This is a genomic window from Cognatiluteimonas lumbrici (genome assembly GCF_006476065.1).
GTDB classification, from domain to species: Bacteria; Pseudomonadota; Gammaproteobacteria; order Xanthomonadales; family Xanthomonadaceae; genus Cognatiluteimonas; species Cognatiluteimonas lumbrici.
This window is the reverse complement of the sequence record NZ_ML636798.1, coordinates 1,664,582-1,686,408: the sequence shown is the minus strand read 5'-3', so window position 1 is coordinate 1,686,408 and position 21,827 is coordinate 1,664,582. Positions and strand designations below refer to the sequence as shown.

General features: G+C 69.7%; 20 protein-coding genes. 13 read left to right on the top strand and 7 right to left on the bottom strand.

Annotated elements, in window-relative coordinates; translation table 11 throughout:
- Position 1 precedes the first annotated feature (1 nt).
- Genes yidC through rpmH form a run of 3 tightly spaced genes read right to left on the bottom strand, consistent with a single transcriptional unit; the run spans position 2 to position 2,278 of the window.
- Positions 2–1,714, bottom strand: coding sequence for a membrane protein insertase YidC (gene yidC, locus E4F25_RS08145; RefSeq protein ID WP_140909658.1), 1,713 nt, complete (start codon positions 1,712–1,714; stop codon positions 2–4).
- Between the two features lie 17 nt (positions 1,715–1,731).
- Positions 1,732–2,112, bottom strand: a complete 381-nt coding sequence (rnpA, locus tag E4F25_RS08140; protein ID WP_140909657.1) for a ribonuclease P protein component — start codon at positions 2,110–2,112, stop codon at positions 1,732–1,734.
- Positions 2,113–2,137: 25 nt separating this feature from the next.
- Entirely contained in the window at positions 2,138–2,278 is a 141-nt protein-coding gene (rpmH, locus tag E4F25_RS08135) for a 50S ribosomal protein L34 (RefSeq protein WP_031374044.1), read from the bottom strand.
- A gap of 558 nt (positions 2,279–2,836) precedes the next feature.
- Here rpmH and dnaA point away from each other — a divergent pair.
- From dnaA to E4F25_RS08085, 10 genes are all read left to right on the top strand, one after another.
- On the top strand, positions 2,837–4,168 hold the full coding sequence (gene dnaA / locus E4F25_RS08130; protein WP_140909656.1) for a chromosomal replication initiator protein DnaA: 1,332 nt from the start codon (positions 2,837–2,839) through the stop codon (positions 4,166–4,168).
- Positions 4,169–4,425: 257 nt separating this feature from the next.
- Positions 4,426–5,526: a DNA polymerase III subunit beta gene (dnaN, locus tag E4F25_RS08125; protein WP_140909655.1), complete on the top strand. Its 1,101-nt coding sequence runs from the start codon at positions 4,426–4,428 to the stop codon at positions 5,524–5,526.
- An 82-nt stretch (positions 5,527–5,608) separates the two neighbouring features.
- Positions 5,609–6,718: a DNA replication/repair protein RecF gene (gene recF, locus E4F25_RS08120; RefSeq protein ID WP_140909654.1), complete on the top strand. Its 1,110-nt coding sequence runs from the start codon at positions 5,609–5,611 to the stop codon at positions 6,716–6,718.
- Positions 6,719–6,831: 113 nt separating this feature from the next.
- A complete protein-coding gene (gyrB, locus tag E4F25_RS08115) occupies positions 6,832–9,291 on the top strand; it encodes a DNA topoisomerase (ATP-hydrolyzing) subunit B (RefSeq protein ID WP_140909653.1) in 2,460 nt (819 codons plus the stop codon).
- A 137-nt stretch (positions 9,292–9,428) separates the two neighbouring features.
- Positions 9,429–10,235 carry a M48 family metallopeptidase gene (locus tag E4F25_RS08110; protein ID WP_140909652.1) on the top strand — a complete coding sequence of 269 codons (807 nt, stop codon included), beginning with the start codon at positions 9,429–9,431 and terminating at the stop codon, positions 10,233–10,235.
- A gap of 106 nt (positions 10,236–10,341) precedes the next feature.
- Positions 10,342–11,475 (top strand): tetratricopeptide repeat protein, encoded by a 1,134-nt coding sequence (locus E4F25_RS08105; protein WP_140909651.1) that lies wholly within the window; start codon positions 10,342–10,344, stop codon positions 11,473–11,475.
- Between the two features lie 141 nt (positions 11,476–11,616).
- Positions 11,617–12,285 carry an energy transducer TonB gene (locus tag E4F25_RS08100; protein ID WP_140909650.1) on the top strand — a complete coding sequence of 223 codons (669 nt, stop codon included), beginning with the start codon at positions 11,617–11,619 and terminating at the stop codon, positions 12,283–12,285.
- Positions 12,286–12,378: 93 nt separating this feature from the next.
- Positions 12,379–13,152: a MotA/TolQ/ExbB proton channel family protein gene (locus E4F25_RS08095; RefSeq protein WP_140909649.1), complete on the top strand. Its 774-nt coding sequence runs from the start codon at positions 12,379–12,381 to the stop codon at positions 13,150–13,152.
- Positions 13,153–13,182: 30 nt separating this feature from the next.
- Entirely contained in the window at positions 13,183–13,608 is a 426-nt protein-coding gene (locus E4F25_RS08090) for an ExbD/TolR family protein (protein WP_140909648.1), read from the top strand.
- Positions 13,609–13,620: 12 nt separating this feature from the next.
- The gene (locus E4F25_RS08085; protein WP_140909647.1) at positions 13,621–14,040 is read left to right on the top strand and encodes an ExbD/TolR family protein; all 420 of its coding nucleotides are present in this window, start codon (positions 13,621–13,623) and stop codon (positions 14,038–14,040) included.
- A gap of 59 nt (positions 14,041–14,099) precedes the next feature.
- Here the strand turns inward: E4F25_RS08085 and E4F25_RS08080 are convergent, their stop codons facing one another.
- Positions 14,100–14,849, bottom strand: a complete 750-nt coding sequence (locus tag E4F25_RS08080) for a pyridoxine 5'-phosphate synthase (RefSeq protein ID WP_140909646.1) — start codon at positions 14,847–14,849, stop codon at positions 14,100–14,102.
- Between the two features lie 31 nt (positions 14,850–14,880).
- Complete coding sequence (gene cls, locus E4F25_RS08075; protein ID WP_140909645.1) at positions 14,881–16,320, bottom strand: cardiolipin synthase; 1,440 nt, start codon at positions 16,318–16,320, stop codon at positions 14,881–14,883.
- 80 nt (positions 16,321–16,400) lie between these two features.
- Between cls and E4F25_RS08070 the strand changes: the two genes are divergently transcribed.
- Positions 16,401–17,516 (top strand): PA0069 family radical SAM protein, encoded by a 1,116-nt coding sequence (locus tag E4F25_RS08070; RefSeq protein WP_140909644.1) that lies wholly within the window; start codon positions 16,401–16,403, stop codon positions 17,514–17,516.
- Between the two features lie 111 nt (positions 17,517–17,627).
- Here the strand turns inward: E4F25_RS08070 and E4F25_RS08065 are convergent, their stop codons facing one another.
- Positions 17,628–19,427 (bottom strand): SLC13 family permease, encoded by a 1,800-nt coding sequence (locus E4F25_RS08065; protein ID WP_140909643.1) that lies wholly within the window; start codon positions 19,425–19,427, stop codon positions 17,628–17,630.
- Between the two features lie 146 nt (positions 19,428–19,573).
- Here E4F25_RS08065 and E4F25_RS08060 point away from each other — a divergent pair, with 146 nt between their 5' ends.
- The gene (locus E4F25_RS08060) at positions 19,574–20,314 is read left to right on the top strand and encodes a sensor histidine kinase (RefSeq protein ID WP_181168243.1); all 741 of its coding nucleotides are present in this window, start codon (positions 19,574–19,576) and stop codon (positions 20,312–20,314) included.
- Positions 20,314–20,748 (top strand): response regulator, encoded by a 435-nt coding sequence (locus tag E4F25_RS08055; protein WP_140909641.1) that lies wholly within the window; start codon positions 20,314–20,316, stop codon positions 20,746–20,748. Before E4F25_RS08060 ends, E4F25_RS08055 begins: the two co-directional genes overlap by 1 nt.
- Here the strand turns inward: E4F25_RS08055 and E4F25_RS08050 are convergent.
- Positions 20,745–21,779 carry a class 1 fructose-bisphosphatase gene (locus E4F25_RS08050; RefSeq protein ID WP_140909640.1) on the bottom strand — a complete coding sequence of 345 codons (1,035 nt, stop codon included), beginning with the start codon at positions 21,777–21,779 and terminating at the stop codon, positions 20,745–20,747. The two genes, E4F25_RS08055 and E4F25_RS08050, sit on opposite strands and share 4 nt — an antisense overlap.
- Positions 21,780–21,827 lie beyond the last annotated feature (48 nt).

The window sequence follows — 21,827 nt, the reverse complement described above, 5'->3', positions numbered from 1 at the left end:
CTCAGGCCTTCTTCGGCGCCTTGTCGCCGTACTTCTGCAGCATCCACCACTGCTGCACCAGGCCGAGCGCGCCGTTGGTCACCCAGTACAGCACCAGGCCGGCCGGGAAGAACGCGAACATCACGCCCATGGCCACCGGCATGTACTGCATCATCCGGCGCTGCATCGGGTCGGCGATCGGGGTGGGGGTCAGCTTCTGGGTCGCCCACATCACCGCGATGTTGATCGCCGGCAGGATGAAGTACGGGTCTGGCGCGGTCAGGTTCTGGATCCAGCCGATCCACGGCGCGTGGCGCAGTTCGACCGCTTCCAGCAGCGTCCAGTACAGGGCGAGGAACACCGGCATCTGCAGCAGCAGCGGGAGGCAGCCGCCGACCGGGTTGATCTTCTCCTTCTTGTACAGCTCCATCATCGCCATCTGGAACTTCTGCTTGTCGTCCCCGTAGCGTTCCTTGAGCTGTTCGATGCGCGGCTGGAACTTGCGCATCTTCGCCGCCGACTTGTACTGCGCCGCCGACAGCGGATACATCAGCGCCTTGATCAGCACGACCAGGCCGATGATCGCCCAGCCCCAGTTGCCAAAGATCCCGTGCAGGAACGACAGCACCGCGAACAGCAACTCGGCGATCCAGGCCATGACCGCGAAGCTGCTGAAGTCGACCGCGCGCTCCAGGCCCGGCACCTGCTGCGCCTCGATCTGGTCCACCAGCTTCGGCCCGACCCACAGCCGCGCCTCGACCTGGGCGCTTGCGCCGGGCGCGACCTGCACGCCGGGGCCGAGCTCGCGCACCAGTGCCTGCTGCTGGCCGCCGGCGCCGCGGGTGGTGGCCAGCGAGAACGTGCCGGTGTCGCCCGCGGCCGGGATCCAGGCGGTGAAGAAGTGGTGCTGGAGCATCGCGATCCAGCCGCCGGTGACCTGCTTGTTCAAGGGGCCGTCCTCGGCGAAGTCCTCGAACTTGCGCTTGTCGAACTTGTCCGTGGGGCTGTACCAGGCGGCGCCGTGGAAGCTGTACGACTCGGGCTTGGTGAAGCCGGTCTCGATCACCGGCGGCACCCGCACGAGCTGGCGGTAGACGTAGCCCTGCCAGGGCGCGCTGCCCTGGTTGACGACCTGGTCCACCACCTTCACCGCGTACTCGCCGCGGCCGAAGGTCCAGGTGCGGCGGATGGTGACGCCGTCCGGGCCGGTCCATTCGAACGGCACCGACAACGTGTCCTGGCCCTCGCGCAGCGCGTAGTTCCGCTCGCCGCCGACCGGCACGAATGCCGCTTCGTGCGTGGGCGCGGCGCCGGTGCTGCTGACCCAGCCGCTCTGCGCCTGGTAGAAGGTCGCCGCGTCCGCCGAGAACAGGCGGATCGGATCGCTGCCCGCCTCGGTGGTCTGCGGGTAGCCGAGCAGGTCGGCCTGGCGCACGGCGCCGCCGTCCAGCGCCACGCGCAGCACGTCGGTGGTGACGGTGACGGTCGGCGTGGCGGCGGCGGCATCGGCCGCCTGCTCCGTTGGCGTCGCCGACATCGTCGGCGCCGCGGCGGGGACGCTCGGCACCGCGCCCGGCACGAGTTCCGGCACGGCGCCATCGCCTGCGGCCTGCTGGCTGGCGGCGGCAGCCTCCGGGGACGGCGGCGGTGCCACCTGCTCGCGGCTCCAGGCCATGAACAGCAGGGTGGCCACGACGAGCCAGGCGAACAGCAGGAAGGTACGGGTCTGGTTCATTGCTCGGAACTGCTTGGTCAGCCGGCCATTGTGCCGGTCGGGTCAGGGGGCGGCAACGCGCCGGCACGGCGCAGCAATGCCTCGAAGGACGCGCGCAGGGCGGCGTTGTCCAGGGTGCGCGCGGGTGCGCGGGCGACCACCACGTAGGCGCCGGGCGCGAGGCCGGGCCGGAGCTGGCGGAAGCCTTCGCGCAGCTGGCGCTTGATGCGGTTGCGGCCGACGGCGGTCGGATCGACCTTGCGCGAGACCGCCAGGCCCAGGCGCGGCGGTGCGCCGTCGCGCAGCCAGTGCAGGCTCAGTTCGGGCGCGCTGGTCCGCCTGGCGCCGTCGAACACGCGCGCGAAATCCGCGCTCGCCCGGATCCGGGCGGCGCGGGGAAAGGTGTTTCGGGAAGGCATCGGCCGGCGACTGCGGCCGGCGCGGTCAGGCGCAGAGGCGCTTGCGGCCCTTGGCACGACGACGGGCCAGGATCTTGCGGCCGTCGGCGGTCGCCATGCGGGCACGGAAACCGTGGTCGCGCTTGCGCTTGAGGTTGCTGGGCTGGTAGGTGCGCTTGGTGGCCATGGCTGGATTCTGTATCGGGTAACCGACGGAAAAGACTCGGAATGATACGGGGTTCCTGGGATCCGGGTCAATGTGGGGCTGGCGTGCCGGGTCAGTTCGATTGGAGGGAGGGGCCGGGGCGCACCCGCCGTTCGGCGGGCACACCCCGGCCCCATGACCCCTGCGCGGGCGGCTCCCTGGCGCTGGGGAGTGGGGAACAAGCTCACGACCTCGGGGCGGTGGTCCCGGCTGCCGGCTCCACGCTCGCATGGAACATGGTGTTTTTTCACCATGTGCCATTCGAGCGATCTCCCTCCCCTCCTCCGGGACACCGCGAGGTCGTGAGCTGGTTCCCCCCGAAGCCAGCTGCAACGCAAGGGCCGACCAAGGGTCGATCGGGGTGGAGTGCTCCGCATGGAGCCTGCGGAATGCGGAGTGCTCCACCCCGCGACTCAAACGTTGCCGCCCCCGACTTGGGTTGCCATCCCAGTGGTACCCTGCTGCATCCCTTTCGCGCGTTCCGTGTTGCCTGCCAATGCGGGCCGCGCTTTCGTTGGTAGTGCGCCCCATACTGTGTCCATGGATGCCTGGCCCCGTTGTCTCGAACGCCTCGAAGCCGAGTTCCCGGCGGAGGACGTCCATACCTGGCTGAAGCCCCTGCAGGCCAGCCTCCGCGACGACGCCTTCGTCCTGTACGCCCCCAACGCGTTCGTCATGGAAGAAGTGCGCAGCCGCTACCTCGACCGCATCCGCGAACTGCTCTCGCACTTCGCCGGCAGCGACCAGGTGAGCCTCGAGATCGGATCGCTGCGCAAGAAGCCCGCGCCCGCGCCGGCCAGCGTGCCGCCCGCGCGCCCTGCAGCAACAGCCGAGACCTTCCAGGGCCACCTCGACAGCCACTACACCTTCGAGAATTTCGTCGAGGGCCGCAGCAACCAGCTCGGCCGCGCTGCGGCCTGGCAGGCCGCGCAGAAGCCCGGCGACCGCGCGCACAACCCGCTGCTGCTGTACGGCGGCACCGGCCTGGGCAAGACCCACCTGATGTTCGCCGCCGGCAACGCCATGCGCGCCAACAACCCCGGCATGCGCGTGATGTACATGCGCTCGGAGCAGTTCATGAGCGCCTTCACCAAGGCGCTGTACGACAAGACCAGCGGCGGCATGGAAGCGTTCAAGCGCCAGTTCCAGGGCATCGACGCGCTGCTGATCGACGACATCCAGTTCTTCGCCGGCAAGGACCGCACGCAGGAGGAGTTCTTCCACACCTTCAACGCGCTGTTCGACGGCAAGCAGCAGATCATCCTGACCTGCGACCGCTACCCGCGCGAGGTCGACGGCCTCGAGCCGCGGCTGAAGTCGCGCCTGGGCTGGGGCCTGTCGGTGGCGATCGATCCCCCCGACTTCGAGACCCGCGCGCAGATCGTGCTGTCCAAGGCGCGCGAGCGCGGCACCGTGATCCCGGAGGACGTGGCCTTCCTGATCGCCAAGAAGATGCGCTCCAACGTGCGCGACCTCGAGGGCGCGCTGAACACGCTGGCGGCGCGGGCCAACTTCACCGGGCGGGCGATCACCCAGGAGTTCGCCCAGGAGACGCTGCGCGACCTGCTGCGGGCGCAGCAGCACGCGATCGGCATCGCCAATATCCAAAAGGTCGTGGCAGACTACTACGGCCTGCAGATCAAGGACTTGTTGTCGAAACGGCGGACCCGTTCGCTGGCCCGGCCGCGCCAGGTCGCCATGGCGCTGGCCAAGGAGCTGACCGAGCACAGCCTGCCGGAGATCGGCGACGCGTTCGCCGGCCGCGACCACACGACCGTGCTGCATGCCTGCCGCCAGATCAAGCACCTGCTCGAGACGGACGGCAAGCTGCGTGAGGATTGGGACAAGCTGATCCGCAAGCTCAGCGAGTGACCGCTCGGGGGCCGGTGGAGCAGATGGGGGAAAGCTGTGGACAAGTCGCCGGCCGCGGGGCGCCACGAAAGTTGTCCACAACTTGTGCCGCGCTTGCCCGGCCCCGGACCCACAGCCTTACGCGCCAGAAAAGTTACGTTTAATCAACAAGTTATGTGAGTTGTCACCGGATTTCAGCGACACAAGCTCCACCACCGTCCTTGATTTATCCCTCTGTTCAAAGCCTGGGCACGCAAGTCAAACGCTAAGGGGTCCGCATGCGCTTCAGCCTGCAACGCGAAGTCTTCCTGAAACCGCTCGCTCAAGTGGTCAACGTGGTCGAGCGCCGGCAAACCCTGCCCGTGCTGGCCAACCTGCTGGTGCAGGTGCAGGGCGGGTTGCTGTCCCTGACGGGTACCGACCTGGAGGTGGAAATGGTCGCGCGCCAGGCGGTGGACGACGCCCAGGACGGCGAAACCACGATCCCGGCGCGCAAGCTGTTCGAGATCGTCCGTGCCCTGCCCGACGGCAGCAAGGTCACGGTGTCGCAGACCGGCGACAAGGTGACGGTGCAGGCGGGCCGCAGCCGCTTCACCCTGTCGAGCCTGCCCGCCAACGACTTCCCGTCGGTGGACGAGGTGGAGGCCACCGAGCGGGTGCGGGTGCCGGAAGCGGGCCTGAAGGAACTGATCGAGCGCACCGCGTTCGCGATGGCGCAGCAGGACGTCCGCTATTACCTCAACGGCCTGCTGTTCGACCTGCGCGAGGACAGCCTGCGCTGCGTGGCCACCGACGGCCACCGCCTGGCGCTCTGCGAAGCGGGCTTGGAGGCGGGAGCCAACGCCAAGCGCCAGATCATCGTGCCGCGCAAGGGCGTGACCGAGCTGCAGCGCCTGCTGGAAGGCGGCGACCGCGAGCTGGAGCTCGAGGTCGGGCGCAGCCACATCCGCATCAAGCGCGACGACGTCACTTTCACCAGCAAGCTGATCGACGGCCGCTTCCCCGATTACGAGGCGGTGATCCCGATCGGCGCCGACCGCGAGGTCCACGTGGATCGCGAGGTCCTGCGCGCCGCGCTGCAGCGCGCGGCGATCCTGTCCAACGAGAAGTACCGCGGGGTCCGCGTCGAGGTCTCCCCGGGCCAGCTCAAGATCAGCGCGCACAACCCGGAGCAGGAAGAGGCCCAGGAGGAGATCGAGGCCGACACCAAGGTGGACGGGCTCGCCATCGGCTTCAACGTCAACTACCTGCTGGATGCCCTGTCGGCGCTCCGGGAGGAGAACGTGATCCTGCAGCTGCGGGATGCCAACTCCTCCGCCCTCGTGCGGGAAGCGACCAGCGACAAGTGCCGCCACGTGGTGATGCCGCTGCGCCTGTGACCGGGCGAACCGCCACCGGGTTCCACGTGGAACGAGAGCGCCCGGCCTGGTCCGGGCGTTCTGCTTTTGCGGGAGCGCGCCGGTGCGGGTGACCCGCCTCGAATTCCGCAACCTGCGCCGCTTCGAAAGTGGCAGCCTCGCGCCTGCGTCCGGCCTGAACCTGCTCACGGGTGCCAACGGCAGCGGCAAGACCAGCGTGCTCGAGGCCCTGCACCTGATGTCCTACGGACGCAGCTTCCGGGGGCGGGTCCGCGACGGTCTGGTCCGCGCCGGAGCCGAAGCGGTCGAGGTCTTCGTCGAGTGGGAGGAGCACGCCGGCGGCAAGCGCACCCGCCGCGCCGGCCTGCGCCACTCCGGTGGGACCTGGGAAGGGCGGTTGGACGGTGCGGACCTCGGGCAGCTCGGAGATCTGTGCGCAGCCTTGGCGGTGGTGACCTTCGAGCCGGGCAGCCATGCGCTGGTCACGGGGGCCGCGGATCAGCGCCGCCGGTTCATGGACTGGGGCCTGTTCCACGTGGAACCGGAGTTCCTCGGCTGGTGGCGCCAGTACTCGCGGGCGCTCAAGCAACGCAACGCGCTCCTCAAGGCCCGCGGACAGGCGGGACAGCTCGACGCCTGGGAGCGGGAACTCGTGCGGGCCGGGGAACCCCTCACCGCCTACCGCGAGCGCTACCTGGAGCAGCTCGCCCCGTTCCTGCGCGCCGCCGGCGAGGCGTTGCTGCCGGAAGCCGGGAAGTGGAGCCTCCAGTTCCAGCCGGGCTGGCGTCGTGACGACCTGCCGCTGTCGGATGCGCTGTTGCTGGCCCGCGAGCGGGACCTGGCGGCCGGGTTCACGTCGGTCGGCCCGCATCGCGCCGACTGGCGCATCCAGCAATCCGGGATCCCGGGGCGCGACGCGCTGTCCCGCGGGCAGGGCAAGCTGACCGCGCTGGCCGCCCTGCTGGCGCAGGCCGAGTATCTGGCCGCCGCGCTCGGCGAATGGCCGGTGGTGGCGCTGGACGACCTGGCCTCGGAGCTGGACCGGGCCCACCAGGCCATGGTCCTGGAGCGGTTGGCGGGGTACGGAGCGCAGGTCGTGATCACCGGCACCGAACCGCCCCCGGGGCTCCCGGCCGGGCTGCCGGTGCAGATGTTCCACGTGGAACATGGGGCGGTCACGGCAGCTGAAGGAATGCCCTCGCCGCCTGCCTGAGCCGCTCCGTGCGCCGGCCCCGATTGGTATACTTGGAGCATCCATAGCTAATGTGTCCGTTACGCGCGCCCCGCAGGCGCGCGCAGCGCGTCCCGGGGAGCCCGCAAAAGCGCATGTCGCAAGCACACGAGACCGCCATCGAACCCATCGCCGAAGCCGGCAACGGCAACTACGACTCCAGCAGGATCACCGTCCTCCGCGGGCTCGAGGCGGTGCGCAAGCGCCCGGGCATGTACATCGGCGACGTGCACGACGGCACCGGCCTGCACCACATGGTGTTCGAGGTGGTGGACAACGCGATCGACGAAGCGCTCGCCGGCCACGCCGACGACATCGTGGTCAGCATCCACCAGGATGGTTCGGTCTCGGTCAGCGACAACGGCCGCGGCATCCCGGTGGACATCCACAAGGAAGAGGGCGTGTCCGCCGCGCAGGTCATCATGACCCAGCTGCACGCCGGCGGTAAGTTCGACGACAACAGCTACAAGGTCTCCGGCGGCCTGCACGGCGTCGGCGTGTCGGTGGTCAATGCACTCTCGAGCAAGCTCACGCTCGACATCTGGCGCGACGGCTTCCACCACCACCAGGAATACGCGCTGGGCGAGCCGGTGGCGCCGCTGGAGAAGCGCGAGGCTTCCGACAAGCGCGGCACGCTGGTCCGCTTCTGGCCGTCCGAGGAGACCTTCAGCGATACCGAGTTCCATTACGAAGTGCTCGCGCGCCGCCTGCGTGAACTGTCGTTCCTCAACTCCGGCGTGCGCATCACGCTGGTGGACGAGCGCGGCGACGGTCGCCGCGACGTGTTCCAGTACGAGGGCGGCATCGCGTCCTTCGTCGAGCACCTGGCGCAGATGAAGACCCCGCTGCACCCGAACGTGATCTCGGTGAGCGGCGAGGAGAACGGCATCACCGTGGAAGTCGCGATCCAGTGGACCGACTCCTACCAGGAAACGATGTTCTGCTTCACCAACAACATCCCGCAGAAGGATGGCGGCACCCACCTGATCGGGTTCCGCGCCGCACTCACCCGCACGCTCACCAACTACATCGAGCAGAACGGGATCGCGAAGCAGGCCAAGGTCAACCTGTCCGGCGACGACATGCGCGAGGGCATGATCGCGGTGCTGTCGGTGAAGGTGCCCGACCCGAGCTTCTCCAGCCAGACCAAGGAGAAGCTGGTCAGCTCCGAGGTCCGCCCCGTGGTCGAGCACACCTTCGGCGCGCGCCTGGAGGAGTTCCTGCAGGAGCACCCGAACGAAGCCAGGGCCATCACCGGCAAGATCATCGACGCCGCGCGTGCGCGCGAGGCCGCGCGCAAGGCCCGCGACCTGACCCGGCGCAAGGGCGCGCTCGACATCGCCGGCCTGCCCGGCAAGCTCGCCGACTGCCAGGAGAAGGACCCGGCGCTGAGCGAGCTGTTCATCGTCGAGGGCGACTCGGCCGGCGGCTCGGCCAAGCAGGGCCGCAACCGCAAGAACCAGGCGGTGCTGCCGCTGCGCGGCAAGATCCTCAACGTCGAGCGCGCGCGCTTCGACCGCATGCTGTCGTCGGCCGAGGTCGGCACCCTGATCACCGCGCTCGGCACCGGCATCGGCAAGGACGAGTACAACCCCGACAAGCTGCGCTACCACAAGATCATCATCATGACCGACGCGGACGTGGACGGCTCCCACATCCGCACGCTGCTGCTGACCTTCTTCTACCGGCAGATGCCGGAGCTGATCGAGCGCGGCCACGTCTACATCGGCCTGCCGCCGCTGTACAAGGTGAAGCAGGGCAAGAGCGAGCTGTACCTGAAGGACGATGCGGCGCTCAACGCCTACCTCGCCGGCAACGCCGTGGAGGGTGCCTCGCTCATCCCGGCCGAGGGCGAGCCGCCGATCGGCGGCGAGGCGCTGGAGAAGCTGCTGCTGGTCTACGCCAGCGCGCGCGAGGCCATCGCACGCAACGCCTACCGCTTCGACCCGCGCGTGCTCGAGGCGCTGATCGACTTCACCCCGCTGGACTCCGCGCACCTCGAGCAGAACGTGGACGAGCGCCACGAGCTCGACGCGCTGGAGAAGCGCCTCAACCGCGGCGGGCTCGGCAGCCCGCGCTACCGCCTCGAGCTCGAGGCGGCGACGGACACGCGCCCCGCCGCCCTGGTCATCCATCGCCTGCACATGGGCCAGGACATGGTCCAGGTGCTGCCCGTGGCGGCCTTCGAGGGCGGCGAACTGCGCGCGCTGCGCGAGGCCGCGCAGCACCTGCACGGCCTGGTCCGCGACGGCGCGGTGATCGTGCGCGGCAACCGCAGCCAGGAGATCGGCAGCTTCGCCGAGGCCCAGGCCTGGCTGCTCGAGGAAGCCAAGAAGGGTCGCCAGATCCAGCGCTTCAAGGGCCTGGGCGAGATGAACCCGGAGCAACTCTGGGAAACCACGGTCAATCCGGACACCCGCCGCCTGCTGCAGGTCCGGATTGAGGACGCGGTCGCCGCCGACCAGATCTTCAGCTGCCTGATGGGCGACGTGGTCGAACCCCGCCGCGAGTTCATCGAAGACAACGCCCTGAAAGTCGCCAACCTCGACATCTAGACCAGCCCGCGGCCGTCCCTTCTCCCCGCCCGCGGGGAGAAGGTGCCCCCGCAGGGGGCGGATGAGGGGCAAGCTTTACACCCCCTTCGCCCAAATCCCGGTACAAGGGCCTCCTGCCTGAATGGAGTCGGCCCCCCATGAAATCCCTCCTGCTCTCCGCCGCGATCGCACTCGCCCTCGGCGCCTGCGCCACCACCACTTCGCCCACCGGCCGCACCCAGTACGTCGGTGCCGTCTCGCAGGCCGAGCTCAACCAGCTCGGGGCGCAGGCCTACGCCGAACTCAAGGCGCAGAAGCCCCAGAGCCGCGATTCCCGCCAGAACGCCTACGTGCGCTGCGTGGTGAACGACCTGGTCGCCGCGCTGCCGGCCGACTGGCGCCAGCAGGGCTGGGAAACCACGCTGTTCGTGGACGACGACGCCAATGCCTTCGTGCTGCCCGGCGGCAAGGTCGGCGTGTACACCGGCCTGTTCAAGGTCGCGACCAACCAGGACCAGCTGGCCGCGGTCGTCGCGCACGAGATCGGCCACGTGCTCGCCCACCACCACAACGAGCGCATCACCCGCCAGGCCGGCGCCGCCGGCGTGGTGCAACTGCTCGGCGGCCTGCTCGGCTCGCGCTACGGCAGCGGCATCGCCAACGCGGCGGTGCAGGGCGGCAGCATCCTCGCCCAGACCGGTTTCCTGCTACCGGGCTCGCGCACCCAGGAGACCGAGGCCGACGTGGTCGGCCAGCAGCTCATGGCCCGCGCCGGCTTCGACCCGCGCGCCGCCGTGAACCTGTGGGAGAACATGATCGAGGCGGGCGGCAGCCGGCCCCCGGAATGGCTCTCCACGCACCCGGACCCGAACGCCCGGATCGGCGAATTGCGCAGCCGCGCGGCTGGCCTGGTGCCGGTCTACGAGCAGGCGAGGGCCAGCGGCAGCCGCCCGTCGTGTGGCTGAACGACCGTCGCGGAAGATGCGCGATGTAGGGTTTTTCTGATAGCGTGACCGGCTCGACCGGGGCTCGGGCCGCGGCCGGACTGCACATGAACGACGAGGTCGCGCAATGAACACCCCCCGCAAGAGCCTGTCCCTCCGTTGCATCCCGATGGCCCTGGTCGCGGTGATGATGCTCGCGACCGGCGTGCCGGACGCTTTCTCCCAGGACTACGGCGTCGGTCGCCAGAGCATGCGCGCCAAGCGCGATGCCGCCCGCGCCAAGGCCAACGCCGGCAAGGCCGAGCAGCAGGAGCAGCTGTATCCCAAGGCCACCCGCGAGGAGCCCGAGACCAAGGCGACCCGCAACGGGGTCAAGAAGCTGCGCCAGATCCAGGACGCGTTCGAGAAGGAAGACTACGCGACCACCATTTCGCTGGCCGAGAAAGTCGGCGCCGATCCCGACGCCAACGCCTACGAGAAGGCCTTCGCCTGGCTGCTCGCCGGCAACGCCGCCAGCTCCAACGACGACGACGCGAAGGCGGTGACCTTCTTCCAGAACGCGCTCGCCGCCAACGGCCTGGACAACAACAACCACTACACCGTGATGTTCAACCTGGCCGCGGTGCAGTACGGGCTCAACCAGTACGAGCAGGCGCTGGAGACCATCGACCGCTACATCGCCGAGACCGGCACCGACAAGGTCGAGGCGCGCACCCTGCGCGGCGGCCTGCTGATCCAGCTCGAGCGCTACGACGAGGCGGCCAAGCTCTACGAGGAGCAGCTCGCCGCGCACCCGGACGACAAGACCGTGATGATGAACGCCGTGGCCGCGTACCAGCAGGCCGGCCAGGACGACAAGGCGATGGCGCTGCTCGCCGACGCCCAGGCCCGCGGCATGTTCTCCACGCCCAACGAGTACCGCGCGCTGTACGTGAGCTACATCAACTCCGACCGCGACGCCGAGGCGCTCAAGGTGATCGACGACGGCCTGGCCAAGGGCGTCATCCAGCCGAACGCGCAGCTCGCCAAGGACTACATGGTCCTCGGCCAGAAGGCGTACTACGACGGCGACGACGCGCGCGCCATCGAGATGTACAAGCGCGCCGCCCCGATCGCCGACAACGGCGAAGCCGCCCTCAACCTCGCCAAGATCTATTACGAGGCGGGCCGGAAGGCCGAAGCGGCCGCCGCCGCCCAGCAGGCGCTCGACAAGGGCGTGCAGGAACCGGAGCAGGCCCGCAAGCTGCTCGGAGGCGGGTAGGGCGTCCCAGTTCCCGTGCCTGCAGGTTGGTATCGGCCTGAAGGATTGGTATAAGCTTAGAGGTTCCCGCGGCCGAAAACGGCCGCGGGCCGACTTTTCCCGCGGCGCAGGCGCGCCCGGCCACACCCGAGTTTCCCCCGCATGACGCAAGCCGAGCCGACGAGCGAACGCAACAACGATGGCGATGGCGGCCTGAACTGGCCCCGCATCGCCGGCTACACCCTGATGATTGCGGTCCACGCTGCGGCCCTGCTGCTGCTGCTGGCGCCGGTCTCGCCCCCGGGCCAGGAGAAGGCCGAAGAGGACGTCACCCGGGTGGTGATCATCGAGCCGCCGCCGCCGCCGCCCCCGCCGCCGCCGCCGCCGCCCGAGCCGCCGAAGCCGCAGGAGATCAAGCAGCTCGCCCCGCCGCAGCCGGCGCCGCCGATCCCGCCGCCGCCGGAACCGCCGGTGGTGTTCGACGATCCCTCGCCGATGGACACCGCGGCCCCGCCGCCGGCGCCCCCGGCGCCGCCCGCGCCGCAGCCGGACATCGGCGCGAGCCTCGACATCTCCTCGCGCAACATGAACCCCCCGGTCTACCCGCCGGCCGAGCGCCGCCGCGGCATCGAGGGACAGGTCGTGCTGATCATCACCGTGGACGCCAACGGCAACGCCACCGACGTCCAGGTGGAAAGCTCCAGCGGCAACCGCAACCTCGATCGCGCCGCGATCAAGGCGGCCCGCGGCTGGCGCTTCAATCCCGGCAGGACCGGAGGCCGCGCCGTCGGCGGCCGCGTCCGCGTCCCGGTGGACTTCGTCATCCAGTAACGACCGAAACCCATACGGGCGGCGACCTGGTCGCCCGCGTCACCGCTCCACCGCTGTAAACATCCCAAACCACAACATCCAAAGGTAAGCGTCATGCTGCAGGAAACCACTCAAGCCGCCGCTGCGACCGGGGGCAACGCCGCCTCCGCCCTGACGCAGATGGGCATGGACCATCTGCTCCAGGAAATGATGTCCGACCCGGGCGCCTTTGCGGTGTCCTGGGTGGTGCTTCTCACCCTCCTGGTCATGTCCGCGATGTCGGTCTACTGGATCGTCATCAACACGTTCAAGAACATCAGCCTGCGCCGCAGTGCCGACCGCGTGGTCAGCACGTTCTGGGAGACCCCGAACGCGCAGGACGCGATCCGCTACATGGAAGAGCAGCCGCGCAGCGAGCCGTTCTCCAAGATCGCGCTCGACGCCGCCCAGGCCGCCGCGCACCACCAGCGCCATGACGGTTCGCGCCTGGCCGAGTCGCTGAACCGCTCCGAGTTCGTCGACCGCGCCCTGCGCCAGGCCGTGACCCGCGAGTCCATGCGCCTGGAGTCGGGCCTGACCGTGCTGGCCACCGTCGGTTCGACCGCGCCGTTCGTCGGTCTGCTGGGTACGGTGTGGGGCATCTACGGCGCCCTGATCCGCATCGGCGCCACCGGCCAGGCCTCCATCGACGCCGTCGCCGGCCCGGTGGGCGAGGCGCTGATCATGACCGCCCTCGGTCTGTTCACCGCGATCCCGGCGGTGCTGGCGTACAACTTCTTCGTCCGCCTCAACCGCGTCACCTACAACCAGTTCGACACGTTCGCGCACGACCTGCACGACTTCTTCGCCACCGGCTCGCGCGTCGGCGAAGTGGCCAACAAGCGCTAATACGTCGAACAGCACCACGGAGTCAGGCCCATGGCCTTCAGTACCGGTAACGAAGCCGGCGCACCGATGTCGGAGATCAACGTCACGCCCCTCGTGGACGTGATGCTGGTCCTGCTGATCATCTTCATGATCACGGCGCCCCTGATGTCGCACAAGATCAAGGTCGAACTGCCCCAGGCGAACCTCGACCACCGCGACGAATCGGTGCCGCCCGCGCCGCCGATCACCATCACGGTGACCTCGAACGGCACGGTGTACTGGAACGACGTGCCGGTGCCGCCCAACCTGCTCGAGAGCCAGCTCTCGGTCGAGGCGCAGAAGGTCCCGCAGCCGGCGGTGAACATCCGCGGCGACGAGACCACCCGCTACGAGGCGATCAAGCAGGTGGTGGACACCGCGCAGGCCCAGGGCATCCGCAAGGTCGGCTTCGTGGCCACCAAAGTCCGGCCGCGCTGAGGAGTACGCACGATGGCCTTTTCCAGCAATTCCGGCGGTGCCAACTCGGCGATGTGCGACATCAACGTCACGCCCCTCGTGGACGTGATGCTGGTGCTGCTGATCATCTTCATGGTGACCGCGCCGATCCTGTCGTACCCCATCGACATCGACCTGCCGCAGAAGTCGCTCAATCCGCCGGAGAACCGGCGTGATCCGCCGGAGCCGATCGACCTGCGCATCGATTCCGTCGGCCAGGTCTACTGGAACCAGAGCCCGGTTCCGCTGTCGGCGCTGCGCAACATGATGGAAACCGAGGTCCAGCGCGATCCCGGCAACCAGCCGACGCTGCAGATCGACATGGACCTGCAGGCCGAGTACGGCATCCTTGCGCAGGTGCTGGCTTCGGCCCGCAACGCGCAGATGCAGAAGATCGGGTTCGTCAAGAAGTAAACCGCAAGACGCTTACCTACCTTTGTTGAGCCGCCCCTCGAGGGCGGCTTTTTTTTGCCTCACGCGGCGGCGAGGATCCGCAGGTAGGCGCGGACGGTGGCATCGAGGCCGGCGTAGAGCGCCTCGTCGATCACGGCGTGGCCGATGGACACCTCGAGCACCCCCGGGACCGCGGCCAGGAACGCGCCGAGGTTGGCCTGGCTGAGGTCGTGGCCGGCGTTGACCCCGAGCCCGGCGGCCTGGGCCAGGCGCGCGCTCTCGGCGCAGGCCGCGGCCGGGTCGGGCGCGCCGGCCGCGAAGGCCTCGGCGAAGGGCCCGGTGTAGAGCTCGACGCGGTCGGCGCCCACGGCCGCCGCTTCCGCCACGCCGGGGTCGCCCGGGTCCACGAACACGCTGACCCGGCAGCCGAGCGCCTTCAGCGCCGCCACGTGCGGGCGCAGGCGAGCCCCGTCGGCGGCGAAGTCGAAGCCGTGGTCGCTGGTGAGCTGGCCGTCGCCGTCGGGCACCAGGGTGGCCTGGGCCGGCAGGGCCTGCGCGCACAGCGCGTGGAAGCCGGGGTAGCCCTCGCGCGGCGGCGCGAACGGATTGCCCTCGAGGTTGAACTCGACCCCGTACTCGCGGCACAGCGCGGCCAGCGCCAGCACGTCGTCGGCGCGGATGTGGCGCGCGTCCGGACGCGGATGCACGGTGATGCCGTGGGCGCCCGCGTCGAGGCAGGTGCGCGCGGCGCGGACCACGTCCGGGGCCTGGCCGCCGCGCGAGTTGCGCAGCACCGCGACCTTGTTGACGTTGACGCTGAGCACGGTCATCGCGCGCAGTCTAGCGCGCCGCCCCGCGCCCCTACAGCACCGGCGACAGCAGCCGCGCCAGCGCCTCGGGCAGGCGCACCGACCACAGCGGCACCGGCCGGTCCGGGCGCACCCGTGGCGCCGACGCGAAGTCGCCGTTGAACAGCCGCTCCAGGTCGGCCGTCACGCCGGCGTCGCGGAACACCATCGAGACCTCGAAGTTGAGGCTGAAGCTGCGCGAGTCGAAGTTGGCGCTGCCGACGATCGCCAGGTCGTCGTCCACCAGCAGCGCCTTGGTGTGCAGCATGCGCGGCCCGTACTCGTACACGCGCACGCCGGCCGCCAGCAGCTCGTCGAAGTACGAGCGCGCCGCCCAGGTCACCAGCCGCGAGTCGCTGTTGCGCGGCACCAGCACGCGCACGTCGAGCCCGCCGAGCGCGGCCGAGGTCAACGCCATCATCGCCGCCTCGCCGGGCACGAAGTAGGGCGTCGCCAGCCACACGCGCCGGCTGGCGGCATGGATCGCACCGACGTGCAGCCGGTGGATCGCCTCCCAAGGCGAGTCCGGCCCCGAGCCGACCACCTGCGCGGAGATCGGACCCGGGCTTCGCGGCGGCATTGCCCGCACCACCGAGGCGATGAAGTCGCGCTGCCCGGTGGCGTAGGCCCAGTCCTCGACGAACAGCACCTGCAGGCCGCGCACCGCGTCGCCCTCCACGCGCACGTGCAGGTCGCGGTAGGCATCCGCGCGCAGGCGCTCGTTCTGCTCGTCGGTGATGTTGATGCCGCCGGTGAAGCCGACGCGGCCGTCCACCACCACGATCTTGCGGTGCGAGCGCAGGTTGATCCAGGTGCGTTGCCAGATGCGGCCGAACTGCATCGGGTGGAACCAGGCAACCTCGCCGCCCGCGTCGGTGAGCGGCGCGAAGAAATCGCGGGGGATCCCGGCCGACCCGACCGCGTCCAGCAGCAGCCGCACCGCGACCCCGGCACGCGCGCGCTCGGCCAGCGCGTCGCGCAGCGCGGTTCCGGTGCGGTCGGCGGCGTAGATGTAGTACTCCAGGTGCACGTGCTCGCGCGCCGACGCGATCGCCTCCAGCAGCGCGTCGTAGGTGGCACCGCCGTCCACCAGCAGGCGCACGTCGGTGCAGGTGCTGGCGGGCAGGCCGCTGGTCGCCTGCGCCAGCGTCGCCAGTTCGGCCTCGCCGGCGGCCTCGACCTGCTCGTTCGACAGGCTCACCCGCGACCGCCGGCGGCGCAGCCGGTGGCGCCGGATCCGCTGCGGCCCGAACACGATGTAGATGGCCACCCCCAGCACCGGGATCGCGGCCAGCCCGAACAGCCAGCTCAGGGTCGCGACCGGCGGCCGCTTCTGCAGCACGATCCAGCCGCCGAGGCCGACGACGTAGGCGATCCAGGCCACCGCCAGGTAGACCCCGAGGTGGGGAATCGCGACGAACCAGTGCCAGAGATCCTGCAGGGCGTCGAGCATGCGGTTCCGTGGACGCTTTTCCGTGAACGGGTCAGGCGCGGGTCGCGCGACCTGCGACGCCCCAAGGGTAGGCTGTGGCGATGGAAGATGCACCCGTGGACGCGCGCAAGCCGACCGCGCCGATCAAGGGTCGCGGCGCCGCCTCGCGCGTGGCCGGACGCTTCGAGAAGACCGTCGCCACCGGCGAGGACGACGGCTGGGGCTCGGTGTACGCGGACGCGTTCGACGACGACGGCGAACCGAAGGCGCCCCCGCGCACGGTGGTGCGCGAGGAACGCGCGCGCAGCATCATCAGCCGCAACCAGTCGCCGGACGTCGGCTTCAGCCAGTCCATCAATCCGTACCGCGGCTGCGAGCACGGCTGCGTGTACTGCTTCGCACGGCCGTCGCACGCCTACCTGGACCTGTCGCCGGGGCTCGACTTCGAGACCCGGCTCTACGCCAAGCCCAATGCTGCCGAGCGCCTGCGCCACGAGCTGGCCAGGCCGGGTTACGTGCCGAGCCCGATCGCGCTGGGCATCAACACCGACGCCTACCAGCCGATCGAGCGCAAGTACCGGATCACGCGACAGGTGCTGGAGGTGCTGGCGGAGTGCCGGCACCCGGTGCACTTCGTCACCAAGGGCGGCCTGATCGAGCGCGACCTGGACCTGCTGGCGCCGATGGCGCGCGATGGCCTGGTCGAGGTGCACTTCTCGATCACCACGCTCGACAACCACGTCGCCGCGCGCATGGAACCGCGCGCCACCGCGCCGCATGGCAAGCTGCGCGCGATGCGCGCGCTGGCCGACGCCGGGGTGCCGGTCGGGGTGATGGTGGCGCCGGTGGTGCCGATGGTCACCGACCACGAGATGGAACACATCCTCGAGGCCGCGCGCGAACACGGCGCGCGCTCGGCCGGCTACGTGCTGCTGCGCCTGCCGCACGAACTCAAGCAGATCTGGCGCGAGTGGCTGGAACTGCACTACCCCGAACGCGCCGCGCACGTGATGAGCCTGGTCCAGCAGATGCGCGGCGGCAAGGACTACGACAGCGCCTTCGGCACCCGCATGCGCGGCGAAGGCCCCTTCGCGCAACTGCTCAAGCAACGCTTCCGCAAGGCCCGCGCCCGCCTCGGCTACACCGGCCTCCCGCCCCTCGACACCACCAAGTTCGTACCCCCTCGCAAACCGTCCCCCCAACAAGAACTCTTTTAGCCACAGATCCCACAGATTGAAAAGGATTTAAAAGCAATGGTTTCGCAGTGATCGGCACGATCGCCACGAACCAAATCCTTTTTCATCTGTGAAATCTGTGGCGAAAGAAGATCAGCCGAAGGCAGGAAGGAGGGGGCCGCCGAGCCAGAGCCATTGGGAGAGCCAGGCGCTGACGAGGGCGATGACGGTGGTGAGGGGCAGGCCGATGCGCAGGAAGTCGATGAAGCGGTACTGGCCCGGGCCCAGGATCAGCAGGTTGCCGTGGTGCCCGATCGGCGTCAGGAACGCGACCACCGCGCCCAGCGCCGTGCACACCACGAACGGCGTCGGCGGTTGGCCCAGCGAGGCCGCCAGCGAGATCGCGATCGGCCCCAGCAGCACCGTCGTCGCCGAGTCGGACAGGATCTGCGTCAGCAGCGCCGCCGCCGAGAACAGCACCAGCAGCACCGCCAGCAGCGGCCAGCCCTCCACCACCGACAGCAGCCCGCGCGCCAGCAGCGCCGCGGTCCCGGTCTGCTCCATCGCGATGCCGAGCGGGATCACGCCGGCGATCATCACGAAGATGCGCACGTCGATGCCGCGGTAGGCGCGGCCGACGTCCACGCAACGCGTCACCACCATCGCCAGCGCGCCAGCCAGGAACGCCAGCGAGGCCGGCAGGAACTCGGTCACCGCGGCCAGCACGGTCAGGCCCAGGATGGTCAGCGCCAGCGGCGCGCGCACGCGGCTCTTGGCCTCGCCGCTGAACGGCACCAGCATCAGGAAGCCGTGGCTCTTGGCCATGTCGCTGAAGTGCTGCGGCTGGCCCCACAGCACCAGCGCGTCGCCCTCGCGCAGGCGCGCATCGGACAGGCGGTCGGCGACCGGTCCCTCGCGTCGCCACAAGCCCACGATCACCGCGTCGAACTGGCGCGAGAAGTCCAGTTCGCGGATCGAGCGCCCCAGGAATTCGGAGCCCGGCGCCACCACCGCCTGCACCAGCTGCGCGTTCTCGCTCTCCCCCAGCTTGTTGCCGTAGCGCGAGATCGCATTGAGGTCGAGCCCGGCGTCCTCGTGCAGCGACATCAGCTCGTCGGCGGCGGCCTCGACCAGCAGCACGTCGCCGGCCAGCAAGGGACTGTTCGGACCAAGGTCGTCGCGTCGGCGGCCCTCGCGCAGCCAGCCGCGCAGGCGGAAGCTGTCGCCCAGGGCCTTCTGCAGCTCCGCCAGCGGCCGCGTGCTCCAGCGCGAGCCCTCCACCACCAGCAACTCGGTGTGGTACCGCTCCAGGCGCAGGTAGTCCTCCTCGGCGCCGCTGCCGGAGTGGCGCGGGATCAGCCAGCGCGCGAGCTGCATGTAGATGATGCCGACCAGCACCAGCGCGATGCCGATCGGGGTGATCGAGAAGATCCCCAGGCCCTCGCTGCCGGTGCGCTCGATCATGTCGTCGGCCAGCAGGAACGCCGGCGCGCTGACCAGGGTCAGGGTGGTGCCGAGCGAGGCCGCCAGCGACATCGGCATCAGCAGGCGCGAGGCCGCCAGCTTCCGCTCGCGCGCGTAGCGCAGCAGGATCGGCAGCATCATCGCGGTGACCATGACGTGGTGGGTGAACGCCGACAGCGCCGCCACCGCCGGCATCACCACCGCGACCGCGCGCGCCTCGCTGTGGCCGGCGGCGCGCCCGATCCACTGGCCGATGCGCTCGGTGATGCCGGTCGCGGCCAGGCCACCGGAGATCACGAACACCGCCGCCACGATGATCGCCGGCTCGCTGGAGAAGCCGGACAACGCTTCGCCCGGATCCAGCACGCCGGTCACTACCATCGCCAGCAGCAACAGCATCGCGGTGACATCCACGCGCAGCCGTTCGCTGATGAACAGGTAGAGTCCGCCGGCAAGGATCAGCAGGAAGACGATTTGTTGGTAGGCCATCGGCGGCTCGGGGTCCCGGTGGTCATGAACGCGAGCATTGTGCGGCATCCGCCGTGGGCACGGGGAGCGGCCACCCTTCACCCGGCATGCACGAAAGCCGGCCCGCGAACGGGCATACTGCGCCGCAGCACCGCGGACCCCACACCTTGCCAGACGACCAGCGCCAGCAGGATCCCGCCGAGCGGCTCGAACAGTTGTTGCGCCAGCAGGACGTGTTCGCCTACGGGATTTCCCACGACCTGCGCGCGCCGTTGCGCGCGATCGAGACGTTTTCCGCGCTGCTCGCGCGGAACTCGGGCGATCGCCTGGACGAGACCGGCCGCGACCACCTGCAGCGCATCCGTGACGCGGCCGCGCGCATGGGCGGACTCATCGAGCTGCTGCTCGACCTGTCGCGCGTGGACCGCGCCGAGTTCGCGGACGAGCCGGTGGACCTGGGGCTGCTGTTCGGCCTGGCCGCGGCCGAACTGCAGGAGGCCGAGCCGGGGCGCTGCGCCCATGTGGAGATCGCGCCGGACCTGTGGGTGCGCGGCGACGAGCGTCTGCTGCGCCAGCTCGCCACCCAGCTGGTGCGCAACGCCTGGAATTTCTCCGAGGGCGACGTGCGCATCGTGGTGACGGGCGAGCGCGACGGTGGCATGCGCGAAGTGGTCGTGCGCGACCACGGCCGCGGTTTCGACATGCGCTATGCTCGCAAGCTGTTCGAGCCGTTCCAGCGCCTGCACGCGCCCGAGGAAGGCGCCGGCAGCGGCATCGGCCTCGCCATCGCCAGCCGCGTCGCCGAGCGCCACGGCGGCCGCATCCGCGCCGAGTCCGTGCCGGGCGAGGGCAGCACCTTCCGCGTCACCCTGCCGGCGGCCGACGCCCCTGACGAGCACGCAAGCTGATGCACAAGGAAATCCTGCTGGTAGAAGACAATCCGGACGACGTCGAGCTGACCCGGATCGCGTTCGAGGAGGCCAAGGTGGCCAACCGCCTGGTGGTCGCGCGCGATGGCGCCGAGGCGCTGGACTACCTGTTCGCGCGCGGCGAGCACGCCGGGCGCGACCCGAACGACCTGCCCTCGATCGTGCTGCTCGACCTCAACCTGCCCAAGGTGGACGGGCGCGAGGTGCTGCAGGCGATCCGCGAGAACCCGGCCACCCGCAGCCTGCCGGTGGTGGTGCTGACCACCAGCGCCGAGCCGTTCGACGTCGAGGCCAGCTACGCGCTCGGCGTCAACAGCTACATCCAGAAGCCGGTGGACTTCGAGCGCTTCGTCTGGGCGGTCAAGCAGGTCGGCCTCTACTGGCTGGTCCTCAACCACCCGCGCGACAACTAGCCCTCCGCGTGGTAGCGGACGGCTTCCTCGACCTCGCGCTTCGAGCCGAGGAAGACCGGGACGCGCTGGTGCAGGCCGGTGGGCTGGACCTCGAGCATGCGCTGGCGGCCGGTGCTGGCGGCGCCACCCGCCTGCTCGACCAGGAACGCCATCGGGTTGGCCTCGTACATCAGCCGTAGCTTGCCGCCCTTGGGCGCGCACTTGCTGTCCAGCGGATAGCTGAAGATGCCGCCGCGGGTCATGATCCGGTGCACGTCGGCAACCATGCTCGCGACCCAGCGCATGTTGAAGTCCTTGCCGCGCGGACCTTCCTTGCCGGCCAGCAGGTCGCCCACGTAGCGCTGCATCGGCGGTTCCCAGAAGCGCTGGTTCGACATGTTGACCGCGAACTCCTTCGTCTCCTCGGGAATGCGGATGCCGCGCGTGGTCAGGGTGAAGCTGCCGATCTCGCGGTCGAGGGTGAAGGCGTGGGTGCCGTGGCCGACGGTCAGCACCAGGGTGGTCTGCGGGCCGTACACGCAGTAGCCGGCGGCGACCTGCGCGGTGCCCGGCTGCAGGAAGTGCTCGTCGCCCGGCCTGTCCACGCCCTCGGGCGAGCGCAGCACCGAGAAGATGGTGCCGACCGAGACGTTGACGTCGATGTTGGAGGAACCGTCGAGCGGATCGAACAGCAGCAGGTAGTTGCCGCGCGGGTAGACGTCCGGGATCGGCTGCGAGTGGTCCATCTCCTCGGACGCGAGCGCGGCGAGGTGCCCGCCCCAGGCGTTGGCCTCGAGCAGGATCTCGTTGCTGAGCACGTCGAGCTTCTTCTGCGCCTCGCCCTGGATGTTGATGCTGGCGCCCTGGGCGCCGCCGGCATCGCCGAGCACGCCGCCGAGCGCGCCCTTGCCGACGGTGATCGAGATGCGCTTGCAGGCCCGCGCGACGACCTCGATCAGCAGGCGCAGGTCGGGGCCGATGCGACCGGCGCGCTGCTCCTCGATCAGGAAACGGGTCAAGGAGCAGGGCTTGCCGTCGTCGCTGGCGGTCATGGCGCATCCGGTGTGGAAGTGAATGCGCCAATTGTCGCCCACCGCAGG